Genomic DNA, 13,112 nt, shown 5'->3' on the forward strand with positions numbered 1-13,112 from the left:
GCGTCCTTGCAACGGTGGGCACCGTCACACCGGACAGGGAGGTCCAGCATGAGCCCGACGATGCGTGCGTTCGTCATGACCGAGGTCGGCCGGACGGCGGTGGTCGAGAAGCCGATCCCGGTGCCCGGGCCGGAGGAGGCGGTCGTCCGGACGACGGCGGCCCTGATCTGCACCTCCGACGTGCACACCGTGAAGGGCGCGTTGCCGGTCGCCGACGGCGCGACGCTCGGGCACGAGGCGGTCGGCGTGGTGCACGCGCTCGGCTCGGCCGTCGAGGGATTCACCGAGGGCCAGCGGGTGGCCGTCAACGCCGTCACCCCGTGCTTCCGCTGTGACTACTGTCAACGCGGGGACACCAGCCAGTGCGGCGGCCCGCTCGGCGGGTACCGCTACACCGCGCAGATGGACGGCAACATGGCCGAGTACTTCGTCGTGCCCGCGGCGAAGGGGAACCTGGCCCCCATCCCGGACGAGCTGTCCGACGAGAAGGCCGCCTACGCCTGCGACATGCTCTCCACCGGGATCATGGGCGCGGAGAACGCGTCGATCGAGATCGGCGACACGGTGGCCGTGTTCGCGCAGGGCCCGGTCGGGCTGTGCGCGACGATCGGCGCGCACCGGCTCGGCGCCGGCCGGATCATCGCCGTGGAGTCCCGGCCGGAACGCCAGGCGCTGGCCAAGCAGTTCGGCGCCGACGACATCGTCGACTTCACCGCGGGCGACCCGGTCGAGCAGATCATGGACATGACCGGCGGGGTCGGCGTGGACGCGGCGATCGAGGCGTTCGGCTTCCCGCAGACCTTCGAGGCGTGCCTGCGGGTGACCAAGGCCGGCGGCCGGGTCTCCAACATCGGTTACCACGGGGAGAACCCGAACCCGCTGCAGCTCCCGCTGGACGCCTTCGGCCTCGGGATGAACGGCAAGTCGATCCGGACCGGGCTGTGCACCGGCGGCAACCTGCGCATGCAGCGGCTGTTCCGGCTGATGCTCTCCGACCGGGTCGACCCGACGCCGATGACCACCCACCGGTTCGGCTTCGACCGGGTCGACGAGGCGTTCGAGCTGATGTCCTCCAAGTCCGACAACGTGATCAAACCGCTGGTCACCTTCTGAGCCTCGCCCCGCCCGCGCCGGATCCGGCCCGGTGCGGGCGGGGCGGATCCACTCCGGTCGTCGGGGTCACGGCGGCCGTCGACCTGCGTACCATCGGTGTCCGGGCAGGGACGCCCGGTGATCCTCACGGAGGTGGGGCGATGACGGCTCTGGAACCGGTCGGCCGCACGGTTCCACGCAACGTCTCCACGCGTTTCCGCGCGCCGACCCACGTGCACAACGTGATCGAACGCGAGCGGCTGCTGGACCGGCTGCGCGCCGACGGGGCGACCCGGCTGGTGGTGATCCACGCACCCGCCGGGTACGGCAAGACGACGCTGGCCGTGCAGCGGCTGCGCGAGCTGGAAGCCGACGGCGCGCTGATCGCCTGGCTGGGTCTGCACGACGACGACAACGCCCCGCACTGGTTCCTGTCCCACCTGCTCGGCGCGGTCCGCCGGGTGCTGCCCGGCGCGGACGAGCCGCTGCGCGACCTCGCCGAGCTGATCGAGCAGAACGCCGAGGACACCCAGCGCTACGTGCTGGCCACGCTGCTGGAGCTGATCGGGGCGGTCGCCGCGCCGGTCGTCCTCACCTTCGACGACTGGCACCTGATCGACGACGCCGCGGTGCACCACGCCCTGGTGCACCTGCTCGACTTCGCCCCGCCGAACCTCTCGGTCGTGCTGACCAGCCGGCGCCGCCCCCGGCTGCCGCTGTCCCGGCTGCGGGTGCGCGGCCAGCTCGTCGAGATCGACGCCGACGCGCTGCGCTTCGACCTGGCCGAGGCCCGCGAGTTCCTGGTCGAGCTGAACGGGCTCACCCTCGACGGCGACGACGTCGCCCGGCTCTCCGCGGGCACCGACGGCTGGGTCGCCGCGCTGCAGCTGGTGTCGCTGTCGCTGCGCGACTGCGCCGACCCGGAGGCGCTGATCCGCGGCTTCTCCGGCCGGCACCACTCGGTGGGGGAGTACCTCACCGAGAACGTGCTCGACGCGCTGCCGCCGGAGATCCTCGACGCGCTGCTCGCGACCTCGGTGTGCGACCGGCTCTGCGGCGAGCTCGCCGGCGAGCTCACCGGCCGCTCCGACGGCCAGGCGGTGCTGGAGGAGCTGGAGATCCGCAACCTGTTCCTGCGGCCGCTCGACGACGAGCGCGAGTGGTTCCGCTACCACCACCTGTTCGCCGACCACCTGCGACGACGGCTGCGGCGCGACCACCCGGACCGGGTCGCCGCGCTGCACCTGCGGGCCAGCGACTGGTTCGCCCGGGCCGGGCTCGCCCCGGAGGCGGTCAGCCACGCGCTCGCCGCGGGCGAGGTCGGCCGGGCCACCGATCTCGTCGAGCAGCACGCCATGTCGTTCGTCGAGCACAGCCGGATGGTCAGCCTGCTCGGGCTGATGAACCGGCTCCCGCCGACTGCCGCCGACGACCGGCCCCGCCTGCTGATGGCGGTGGCCTGGGCGAACTGCCTGCTCCAGCGCACCACGGCGGCCCAGGCGACGCTGGACCTGCTGCGCTCGGCGCTGCCCCACGGCGACGCCGCGATGGAGATCGAGGCCGACGTCGTGCAGGCGTGCATCGACATCTACAACGACCGCACCGACCGGGCCGAGGACCTGGTCCGGCGCAGCCTCGACCGGCCCTGGGAGCACCGGCCGTGGGTGGTCGCCGTGGGGGCGAACATCCAGACCTTCTGCGACTTCCACGCCACCCGGCACGGCAGTGCCCGGGAGCGCCAGCGCTGGGCGCGCCCGTTCCACGACCGCACCACCGGCTCGTTCGCGGCCGTGTACGGGCGCTGCTTCGCCGGCATCGCCGCGCTGTCCCAGCTCGACGTCGACGCCGCCGAGGAGCACCTCACCGACGCCGTCGAGCTGGCCCGCCGCTCGGCCGGGCAGCGGTCGCACGCGGCCCGGCTGGCGGCCGCGCTGCTCGGCGAGCTGCACTACATGCGGGGCCGGATCGACGCCGCCGAGCGGCTCCTGGAGGAGTGCGGCGAGCTGGGCGCGGAGAGCGGCGTCGTCGAGTTCATGGCCGCCGGGTACGCGCTGCGGGCCCGGGTCCGGGCCCGGCGCGGCGCCGTCGCGGAGGCCGCCGAGCTGCTCGCCGAGGGCGCGCAGGTCGCCGAACGCCTCGGGCTGGTCCGGCTGCGGGCCGCGATCGGGGCGGAGCGCATCGTGCAGCTGCTCGACGCCGGCAAGGTCCGCGACGCCCGCCGGGTCGCCCAGGAGCTGCCGGAGGGCTCGTGCCGGCACGGCGGGATCGCCGAGGCGATCGACCGGCTGCGCACCTCGTCGCTGGCCGCGGTGCTGTCCGCGGAGTGCGACCACGACGGCGCGGCCGCGCTGCTGGAGAACCTGGTCGGGTCCGACGCCGCCCGCGGCTGCGTCCGGTCGGCGACCGTGCTGTCGGTGCAGCTCGCCGGGGTCCAGGAACGGGCCGCGCTGCGGATGGCCGCCGAACGGACGCTGGCCGGCGTGCTCGACCGGGTCGTCGCCGAGCGGGTGCCGCAGATCGTGCGCGACGGCGGCCCGGCCGTCCGGGCGGTGCTCGAACGGCTCGTCGTGCGGGCCGCGGCCGGGAACTGGCCGGTGGGGGCGGCACCGCTCCCCGAGCAGCTGGAGGCGCTGCTCGGGGAACGGGCCGCCACCGCGTCCACCGCGTCGGTCGATCTCACCGGCCGCGAGCTGGAGATCCTCCGGATGATCGACGTCGGCCGGACCAACCAGCAGGTGGCCCGGTCGCTGTCGGTCACCGTGAACACGGTGAAGTGGTACCTGAAGAACATCTACGGCAAGCTCGGCGCCGGCAACCGGACCGAGGCGGTCTCGGTCGCCCGCCGGCACGGGCTGCTCGCCTGATCCGGTGCCGCCGGCTCAGCGCCGTTCGAACGCCGGGTAGCCGTCCGCCGCCTCCTTCTCGCAGAGCTGCCGGTAGGTGCCGACCCCGCCGATGTAGGACAGCAGCCGGCGCGGCTTGCCGGGCACGTTCGAGCCCAGGTACCACGACGTCGTGTTGACCACGATGGTCGCGCCCGCGGTCTCCTCGTGGTGCGCGACCCAGGCGTCCTCGCCCTGCTCGGTCGGCTCGATCACCGACTTGCCCTCGACCCGCAGGTCCCGGATCGCCCGGGTGATCCACTCGGTCTGCTGCTGCAGGCAGGTCGTCATGTTGCACAGCGCCGCCGACGGGGCCAGCGGGACGGCGGTGGTCAGCAGGTTCGGGTAGCCGTGCTTGGCCAGGCCCATCGTCGTCCGGATGTCGCGGCCCCACTCGTCGGCCAGCGAACGGCTGTCGCGCCCGCGGATGTCGATCCGGGTGAGCGCGCCGGTGCCGGCGTCGAACCCGGTCGCCAGGATGATCACGTCCAGCTCGACGACGGTGCCGTCGGTGAGCTCGATGCCCTCGGGGCGGATCCGGGCGATCGGGTTGTCCTTGACCCCGATCAGATCGACGTTGTCCCGGCGGTAGACCTCCAGGTACCCGTTCTCCAGCGGTACCCGGTGGGTGCCGAACCCGTAGTCGGTGGGCACCAGCACGTCGATCAGGTGCTGGTCGACCAGCCGCTCGCGCATCTTGTCGCGGACGAACTCCGACACCTCCTCCGACACCTCCTCGGAGAAGAACATCTCGCCGAAGCCGGCCAGCCACAGCTTCAGCGAGCCGTCCTGGTAGGTCTCCTCGAGGATCTCCAGCCGCTGCTCCGGCGTGCAGTCCGCCCAGGCGTGCTCGAAGTCGTACTCGAAGCCGGTGAAGGTGTGCGGGATCGTCGCCTTCAGCTCGGCGAAACGGGCCTTGTAGGCGGCCTGCTCCTCGGGCCCGTAGCGCGGGTTCTTCATCGGCAGCACGTACTGCGGGGTGCGGGCGAAGACCGTCAGGTGCCCGACGTCCGGTGCGATCGTCTGGATCACCTGGATGCCGGTCGCGCCGATCCCGACCACACCAACCCGCTTGCCCGCCACGTCGACGCCGCCGGCCGGGTACGACGAGGTGTAGACCAGCTGCCCGGCGAACGAGTCCTGGCCCTCGAACTGGTCGGTCAGCGGTGCCGACAGCATCCCGGCGCAGCTGACGAAGAACTGGGTGTCCAGCACGTGGCCCGCATCGGTGCGGACGGTCCAGCGGCCCCGGTCCTCGTCGAAGTGCGCGCTGGTGATCTTCGTGTTGAACGTGATGTCGCGGCGCAGGTCGAGCCGGTCGGCGACGTAGTGCAGCCACCGCTCGATCTCCGGCTGGCCGGGGAACTTCTCGCTCCAGCTCCAGTCGGTGTAGAGCTTCTCGTCGAACAGGTACTGGTAGATGTAGGCCTCGGAGTCGAACCGCGCACCCGGGTAGCGGTTCCACCACCAGGTGCCGCCGACGTCGCCCGCGGCGTCGAAGGCGCGCACGTTCAGGCCCTGCTCGCGCAGCTGGTGCAGCTGGTAGAGCCCGGCGACGCCGGCGCCCAGGACGACGGCGTCGAGCTGCTCGACGGCCTTCGTGTCGGAGTCGGTGGACGGAGCTGTCGTCATCGACGGTCCCTTTCCTCGCGGGTGGATGTGTCCGTGCACACACCATGCGAGGAAGAGGGGAGGGGTGGTCCCACCCGTAGGGGTGGGGGGTTGGGCTGGATCAGCAGGGCGTCCAGGTCTTGCCGCCCGGGGCGTAGCAGCGCGGGCCGGTGTAGCCGGGCCGCCCGCCGGAGCCGCCGGAGCTGCCGGAGTCGCGGACCTCCGGTGCCGGTGCGGGAGCCGGTGCCGGTGCGGGCGCCGGCCTGGGCCGTTGCCGGGTGGCCGGCGACTGCCGGGGCGCGCTCGCGGTACCGCCGGTGGATCCGGTCGTGGGTCGCGGGCTGGTGGTGGGGGCGGGCGGCGGCGGGGGAGTGCGCAGTTCGCGGGCCGTCGCCCGGTGGCCGTCGGCCCGGTCCTCGGCGGTACCCGCAGCCGTCCGGGCCCGCTGCGCCATGGCCGGGCGGTCGTCCCGGTCGCGGACCGCCGCCCACACCAGCCCGTCGCGCGGGGCGTCGGAGCTCAGCGCGGAGTGCAGCGCGAGGGCGGTCGCGGCCACCGCGGCCGCTCCGGCGGCGGCGGTGTCGGCCTGCTCCGCGGTGCCCGCCCCGGCCGGCGTGGCGAGGCCGGTGGCCGCCGCCTCGACGGCCGTGACCTGGCCGGGGACGGTGCAGCCGATCTCCGGGTCGTACAGGCCCCGCCCGGCGGCGACCGCCTTGGCGTGCGCCTGCTCGACCTCCGGCAGGAACCGGTCGTTGGCGCCCACCTGCATCGGCAGGGCCAGACCCGCACGGGCCATCTCGGCGTTCACCAGCCGGCCGTCGTCCAGCCGGATCCCGGCGAGCACCCGGTCGTAGCGGTCGGTGGTCTCCTCGTCGACGAGCACCTCGACCTCGGTGCCGGCCGGCAGCAGCGACCGCAGATGTGCGGCCGCCTCGGGGCCGAGACACTGCACGTCCTCGTCCGGGTGCACGGTCTCCGGGGTGTCGATGTTGAGCAGCCGGATCCGCTGCTCCCGGCCGTCGACGACGACGTCGACCGTGTCACCGTCCACGACCCGTGACACGGTCGCCCGCGCCGCGTCACAGCCGCTGAGCATCCCGGCCGTCACCGAGGCGGTCAGCAGCATCGCCGCCGCCCTCACTGCACGCCGCACGTCGTCCTCCTGATCCGGGCGACCGGCCTGATTCCGGGCGCACCGCCGCCCGGCATGTCGGTGCCGGGATCGGCTCGTTATCGCACCGGCGCCGGTGATCATCAGAAGTGATGATCACCGGATCAGAGCCGGGCGGCGCCCTCGGGCCAGACGACGCGGACCGGGAGCCCTCGCTCCCGGGCCTCGCGCACGGTGTCGCCGGTGCCGCCCGTCCCGTCCGGCGGGGCGCCGTCCCAGACGGCGACGAGCAGGTCGGCGTCGTCGAGCACGGCCCGTCCGGCGGCGGCGTAGGCGGCCCGGTCCGCGGTGTCGAAGGGGAGCACCCGTACCTCGGTGGCGCATGCGTGCAACCGCTCGAACTCGTCCCGGTTCCCGGGCTTGATCTTGAGCTCCCGGTAGTCGCGGGAGGGCAGCACGACAACCAGGTCGCCGCCGGTGGCGAGCACGGCGTCGGCGAACAGCTGGTCCGCGCCGCGGGCGAGGCAGGACAGCCCGACCAGCGGCGCCGGGTGCGAGGTGAGCTCCGCGCGCAGGGCGTCGGCGACCAGCGGGATCGAGCCGGGGGTGAGCTTCGAGTGGCCGGTGATCCCGATGCGGGGCATGTCAGACGGTCCTTCCGGTGGGGGCGGCCAGCTCGGCGCGCACCCCGAGCAGCCGGACCGGGCGGTCCGGGTCGAGCTCGTCGAGCAGGGTCGCGGCGACGGCGGCGATCGGTCCGGCGTCCCGGCCGGGCGGATCGAGGCCCCGGCTGCGGGTGCTGGTCCGGAAGCTGCGGGTCCGGACCCGGATGCCGACCCGGACGCAGTCCCGTCCCTCCCCGACGACGTCGTCGGCGACCCGCAACGCCAGCGTGCGCAGGGCCGCGTGCAGCTCCGCGCGGTCGGTGAGATCGGCCGGGAATGTGGTCTCCCGGCTGCGCGAGCGCGGCACCCACGGCCCGGTGTCCAGCTCGGTGCGCCCCATCCCGCGGCCGAGCGAGACGAGGTACGGGCCGCGTCGCGGCCCCAGCTCGGCGGCGACGTCGCCGGGGCGGGACTCGGCGAGCCGGGTGACCGTCGTGATGCCCAGCCCGGCCAGCGCGCGGCCGGTGGCCCGGCCGATCCCGGGCAGCGCCTCCGGCGGCTCGGCGCCGAGCGTGCCGAACCAGTTCGCCGCGGTCAGCTCGTGCACGCCGCCCGGCTTCGCGTAGCCGGTCGCGGTCTTCGCCCGCAGCGTGTTGTCGCCGATCCCGACCGCGCAGGACAGCCCGGTGCCGGCCACCGTCTCCCGGATCCGCTGCGCGAGCGCCCGGGGATCGCCGTCGGTGCCGACGAACGCCTCGTCCCAGCCGATCACCTCGACCGGCTCACCTAGCCCACGCAGCAGACGCATCACGTCGTCGGACACCCGCTGGTAGTACGCCGTGTCCGACGGGAGGAACACCGCGTCCGGGCAGCGCCGGCGGGCCGCCGCCATCGGCATGCCGGACCGCACGCCGAACGCGCGCGCCTCGTACGACGCGGTCGCGACGACGGTCCGCGCGTCGGGACCGCCGTGCCCGCCGACGACCACCGGGCGTCCGGCGAGCTCGGGCCGGCGCAGCACCTCCGCCGCGGTCAGGAACTGGTCGAGATCGGCGTGCAGGATCCACCGGCTCATCTCACATCCCGGAGACCTCGCCGTAGGCGACGACGGACAGGAAGCGGATGGGGAGCTCGAGCAGTTCGCGGGGGCCGTGGGTGCCTTCGCCGTCGAGTTGCAGGGCGTCGCCGGGGGCCATGGTGTAGCCGGTCTCGCCGTGGCCGTAGACCATGCGTCCTTCGAGCATGTAGAGCAGTTCGGTGCCGGGGTGCTGGAACAGCGGGAACTCCTCGCTGTGCTCGGTGAGGGTGACCAGGTGGGCCTCCATCCGCTTGTGCGGTCCGCGCAGTGCGCCGAGCAGGGTGTAGTCGTGCCCGACGCGGGTGCCGCGGGCGACGATGCGGGCGCCGGCCCCGGCGGGGGTGAACACGGCCTCGCGGGGGGTGTCGGCGTCGCGGAACAGGGAGGTGACCGGCACGTCGAGGGCGTCGGCGAGGCGGGCGAGGGTGGTCAGGCTGCAGGAGGTCTGGGCGTTCTCGATCTTCGAGAGCATCGGTTTGGAGATCCCGGTGCGCACGGCCATCTCGGCCAGGGTCGCCCCGGACGCCTGCCGGATCCGCCGCACCTGGACCCCGATCGCGCGTTCCAGCCTGCCCTCCTCGGGCGCCGGCTGGTCGATCTCGCGCAGCGCGGGGCCGTGATCGATCTCCGGGTCCTCCGGTTCGCCGGTCATCGCATCTCGCCGGCCCCGGCGTAGGGGTGAGGGCTGCGCAGCAGGTCCCCCTCGGCGAACCGGGACAGCCGGAAGTCGCGTTCCGGGATCTCCGGCACCGAGCTCGTCCGGTCGACCACCAGGTCGGCGACCAGCGTGCCGACCGCGGGGGAGATCTTGAACCCGTGCCCGGAGAACCCGGCGGCGACGACCAGGCCGTCCGGCCCGGTCCGGGAGATCACCGGGTTGAAGTCGGGTGTCACGTCGTAGCAGCCGGCGTAGGTGGTGGCGACCGCGGGATCCGCCAGGCCGGGCAGCCGGGTACCGACCTTGCCGATCGCCTGCTCGACGAACGCGTCGTCCGCCCGGTCCGGGTAGCGGTCCGGGTCGGCCGGTTCGAGCACCGACAGGTCGGAGTTGCCGAACAGGATCGCGCCGTCGCCCTCCGGGCGGATGTACTGCAGCGACACGAGATCGGAGAATACCGGGACCGGGCCCAGCGCCGATCCCGGATCGATGATCACCAGCTGTTCACGGTGCACGGTGATCGGCAGGTCGATCCCGAGCGGCGCCAGCAGCCCGGCCGACCACGGCCCGGCCGCGACGACGACGGTGCCGGCGCCGATCGACGTGCCGTCGGCGAGGGTGACCCCGGTGATCCGGTCGCCGTCGGTGGTCAGCGCGGTGACCGGGCTGTGCTGGCGCAGCCGGACCCCGGCCGCGCGGGCGGCGGCCAGGAATCCCTGCGCGGTCCGGTAGGCGTCGCCGTAGCCGCCGCGCTCCTCCCAGGCGAACGCGGCGAACGGGGTCAGGTCCGCGACCGGCCACAGCTGCTGCACCTCGGCGTGGCCGATGCTCTCGGTGCGGACGCCGACCGAGCGCTGGTCGGCCATCGACGCGTGCAGCGCGGCGACGTTCGGCTCGCCGACGCCGACCACGTAGCCGGTCCGGCGGAACCCGACGTCGGTGCCCAGCACCTCGGCGGCGTTCTCGAGGACGTCCAGGCTGCGGGTCGCCATCGCGGCCAGCGACCGCACCCCGTAGTGGCAGCGCACGACGCCCGACGACTTGCCGGTGCCGCCGGAGCCGACGGTGGACCGCTCGACGACGACGACGTCGGTCACCCCCCGCCGGGCCAGCGCCCAGGCGGTCGCGCAGCCCTCCAGCCCGCCGCCGACGATCACCACGTCGGCGGTGCTCACGACGGCGCCCCGGGGATCCAGGACGTCCCGGCCAGCGGCACCTGGGCCATCGCGGCGGACTCGACGGTCAGCGCGACCAGGTCCTCCGGTTCCAGGTTCCGCAGGTGCGACTTGCCGCAGGCGCGGGCGATGGTCTGCGCCTCCATCGTGAGCACCCGCAGGTAGTTCGCCAGCCGGCGGCCGCCCTCGACCGGATCGAGCCGGGCGGCGAGCTCCGGGTCCTGGGTGCAGATGCCCGCCGGGTCGCGGCCGTCCTGGAAGTCGTCGTAGAAGCCGGCCGCCGAGCCGAGCGCCTCGTACTCGTCCGCCCGGCCGGGATCGTTGTCGCCGAGCGCGACCAGTGCGGCGGTGCCGATGGCGACGGCGTCGGCGCCGAGCGCCATCGCCTTGGCGACGTCGGCGCCGGTCCGGATCCCGCCGGACACGATCAGCTGCACCTTCCGGTGCAGGCCCAGCTCGGTCAGCGCCTGCACGGCCTGCGGGACGGCGGCCAGCGTGGGGATGCCGACGTGCTCGATGAACACCTCCTGGGTGGCCGCGGTGCCGCCCTGCATCCCGTCGACGACGACGACGTCGGCGCCGGCGGCCACCGCCAGCTTCACGTCGTAGTAGGTCCGGGAGGCGCCGATCTTGACGTAGACCGGCGTGCGCCAGTCGGTGATCTCGCGCAGCTCCAGGATCTTGATGGCCAGGTCGTCCGGCCCGGTCCAGTCCGGGTGCCGGCAGGCCGAGCGCTGGTCGATCCCGGCCGGGAGGGTGCGCATCGCGGCGACCCGGTCGGAGATCTTCTGGCCGAGCAGCATCCCGCCGCCGCCTGGCTTCGCGCCCTGCCCGAGGACGATCTCGATCGCGTCCGCGGAGCGCAGGTGCGCCGGGTTCATCCCGTACCGGGACGGCAGGTACTGGTAGACGAGGTGCCGGGACTGGCCGCGCTCCTCGTCGGTCATGCCGCCGTCGCCGGTGGTGGTGGAGGTGCCCGCCTCGCTTGCGCCGCGCCCGAGCGCCTCCTTGGCCTGCGCGGACAGCGCGCCGAAGCTCATCCCGGCGATCGTGACCGGGATGTCGAGGTGCAGCGGGTGGCGGGCGTTGCGGTCCCCGAGCACGACGTCGGTGGCGCACCGCTCGCGGTAGCCCTCCAGCGGGTAGCGCGACATCGAGGCGCCGAGGAACAGCAGGTCGTCGAAGTGCGGGAGGGCGCGCTTGGCGCCCCAGCCGCGGATGTCGTAGACGCCGGTGTCGGCGGCCCGCCGGATGCCGGCCATGGTGGCGCGGTCGAAGGTGGCGGACTCGCGCAGGCCGCGGCTGGCGGGGTCCATCAGTAGCTCCCGGAGCGAGTGCTGGTGAAGTGGTAGAGCCGGCGCGCCGAGCCGTAGCGGCGGAACTCCGCCGGATCGTGGTCCAGCCCGGCGGCGGCGAGCAGCCCGGCCAGCTCGGCCCGGTGCTCGTCGCGCAGCGGCTTCTCGACGCAGTCCGCGCCGAGCTCGCCGACCGAGCCGCGGACGTAGAGCCGGGCCTCGTAGATCGAGTCGCCGAGCCCGTCGCCGGCGTCGCCGCACACGACGAGCCGCCCGGCCTGCGCCATGAACGCGCTCATCGGGCCGACGTCGCCGCCGACCACGATGTCGACGCCCTTCATCGAGATGCCGCACCGCATGGAGGCGGAGCCGCCGATCACGAGCAGGCCGCCGTGCGCGGTGGCGCCCGCCGACTGCGACGCGTCGCCGGTCACCCGGACCAGCCCGGACATCATGTTCTCGGCGACGCCGGTGCCCGCGTTGCCGTGCACGGTGACGGTGCCGCCGTCGTTCATCCCGGCCGCGTAGTAGCCGGCGTGCCCGCGGACGTCGACGGTCAGCGGGGCGGCGATCCCGGCGGCGATCGCGTGCGCGCCGCCCGGGTTGTGCACCTCGTAGTGCGACGACGCCGGTGCGTGCAGCGCCGCGTTGAGCGCGCGCACGGTGCTGACGGCGAGATCGACGGTGGCCGTGGCGGTCAGCGTGTCCATGCGTAGACCTTCTCCGGTTCGGGCTCGTAGAGCCGGGCGTACTCGACGCCGGGCAGCCCGGCGAGCGCCCGGTACTCCGACGCCATCGCCACCCAGGCGTCGGTCTCGGCGATCACCGCGGGCTTGCAGGCGATCGCGTCGCGGACAACGGCGAACCCGTCGGCGCTGGTCACCAGCAGGGTGTAGAACCCGTCGAAGCGTTCGCAGAGCAGCCGCAGCGCCGTGTCCAGGTCGTCGCCCCGGGCCAGCCGGGCGGCGACGAACCGGGCGCCGACCTCGGAGTCGTTGTCGGAGTCGAACTCCACCCCGGTGGCGCGCAGCTCGCGCCGGATCGTGGCGTGGTTGGCGAACGAGCCATTGTGCACCAGGCACTGGTCCGGCCCGACCGAGAACGGATGGCAGCCCTGCGGCGTCACCGCGGACTCGGTCGCCATCCGGGTGTGCGCCAGGCCCTGCCAGCCCTGCGCGGACCGCAGGTCGTAGGTCCGGGCCAGGCCGGCCGGTGCGCCGGTCCCCTTGTAGACGGCGAGATCGGTGCCGGATCCGACGACGGTGCCGCCGGGCACGGCGGTCCGCACGGCGTCGACCAGCTCGGCGGTCCCGACCGGCGCCGCGAGCACCGTGGTGTCCCCGGCCGCGGTGACCAGCGGGTCCGGCCCGCCGGGCAGCGCGGCGCGCACCGCGGCGGCCGCGTCGTCCGGCGTGACGCCCGGCGGCAGCAGCACCGACACGGCCGCGTGCCCCTCGGGGCAGCGGCGCCGGTCGCCGTACACGGCGACCCCGGCGGAGTCCGGGCCGCGCTCGGCGACCTGGCACAGCATGGTCTCCAGCAGGCGTCCGAGCTGCGGGTACAGCCCGGGATCGCGCAGATGGAGTCCGACGATCCCGCACACGG

General features: G+C 74.1%; 11 protein-coding genes. 2 read left to right on the forward strand and 9 right to left on the reverse strand.

Annotation, left to right across the window (positions count from 1 at the left end; translation table 11 throughout):
* Positions 1–48 precede the first annotated feature (48 nt).
* Both ACVJO7_RS19540 and ACVJO7_RS19545 read left to right on the forward strand, forming a co-directional pair.
* Entirely contained in the window at positions 49–1,113 is a 1,065-nt protein-coding gene (locus tag ACVJO7_RS19540; RefSeq protein ID WP_491674076.1) for an NAD(P)-dependent alcohol dehydrogenase, read from the forward strand.
* A gap of 140 nt (positions 1,114–1,253) precedes the next feature.
* A complete protein-coding gene (locus ACVJO7_RS19545; protein ID WP_491674077.1) occupies positions 1,254–3,956 on the forward strand; it encodes a helix-turn-helix transcriptional regulator in 2,703 nt (900 codons plus the stop codon).
* Between the two features lie 15 nt (positions 3,957–3,971).
* On the opposite strand, the gene ACVJO7_RS19550 is transcribed toward ACVJO7_RS19545, so the two are convergent.
* From ACVJO7_RS19550 to ACVJO7_RS19590, 9 genes are all read right to left on the reverse strand, one after another.
* Positions 3,972–5,606 (reverse strand): flavin-containing monooxygenase, encoded by a 1,635-nt coding sequence (locus tag ACVJO7_RS19550; RefSeq protein ID WP_491674078.1) that lies wholly within the window; start codon positions 5,604–5,606, stop codon positions 3,972–3,974.
* A 100-nt stretch (positions 5,607–5,706) separates the two neighbouring features.
* Positions 5,707–6,738, reverse strand: a complete 1,032-nt coding sequence (locus ACVJO7_RS19555; protein ID WP_491674079.1) for a thermonuclease family protein — start codon at positions 6,736–6,738, stop codon at positions 5,707–5,709.
* A gap of 122 nt (positions 6,739–6,860) precedes the next feature.
* Positions 6,861–7,340 carry a hypothetical protein gene (locus ACVJO7_RS19560; RefSeq protein WP_491674080.1) on the reverse strand — a complete coding sequence of 160 codons (480 nt, stop codon included), beginning with the start codon at positions 7,338–7,340 and terminating at the stop codon, positions 6,861–6,863.
* Position 7,341: 1 nt separating this feature from the next.
* On the reverse strand, positions 7,342–8,376 hold the full coding sequence (locus ACVJO7_RS19565) for a DNA polymerase IV (protein WP_491674081.1): 1,035 nt from the start codon (positions 8,374–8,376) through the stop codon (positions 7,342–7,344).
* Position 8,377: 1 nt separating this feature from the next.
* Positions 8,378–9,031, reverse strand: coding sequence for a helix-turn-helix domain-containing protein (locus ACVJO7_RS19570; protein WP_491674082.1), 654 nt, complete (start codon positions 9,029–9,031; stop codon positions 8,378–8,380).
* Positions 9,028–10,212 carry an NAD(P)/FAD-dependent oxidoreductase gene (locus ACVJO7_RS19575; RefSeq protein ID WP_491674083.1) on the reverse strand — a complete coding sequence of 395 codons (1,185 nt, stop codon included), beginning with the start codon at positions 10,210–10,212 and terminating at the stop codon, positions 9,028–9,030. The genes ACVJO7_RS19570 and ACVJO7_RS19575 overlap by 4 nt, the downstream gene beginning before the upstream one ends.
* Positions 10,209–11,528, reverse strand: coding sequence for an FMN-binding glutamate synthase family protein (locus ACVJO7_RS19580; RefSeq protein WP_491674084.1), 1,320 nt, complete (start codon positions 11,526–11,528; stop codon positions 10,209–10,211). The genes ACVJO7_RS19575 and ACVJO7_RS19580 overlap by 4 nt, the downstream gene beginning before the upstream one ends.
* Positions 11,528–12,217 (reverse strand): glutamate synthase, encoded by a 690-nt coding sequence (locus ACVJO7_RS19585; RefSeq protein ID WP_344023315.1) that lies wholly within the window; start codon positions 12,215–12,217, stop codon positions 11,528–11,530. The genes ACVJO7_RS19580 and ACVJO7_RS19585 overlap by 1 nt, the downstream gene beginning before the upstream one ends.
* The gene (locus tag ACVJO7_RS19590) at positions 12,205–13,110 is read right to left on the reverse strand and encodes a class II glutamine amidotransferase domain-containing protein (protein ID WP_491674085.1); all 906 of its coding nucleotides are present in this window, start codon (positions 13,108–13,110) and stop codon (positions 12,205–12,207) included. The genes ACVJO7_RS19585 and ACVJO7_RS19590 overlap by 13 nt, the downstream gene beginning before the upstream one ends.
* Positions 13,111–13,112 lie beyond the last annotated feature (2 nt).

It is taken from the genome of Pseudonocardia sp. DxW (genome assembly GCF_058448985.1).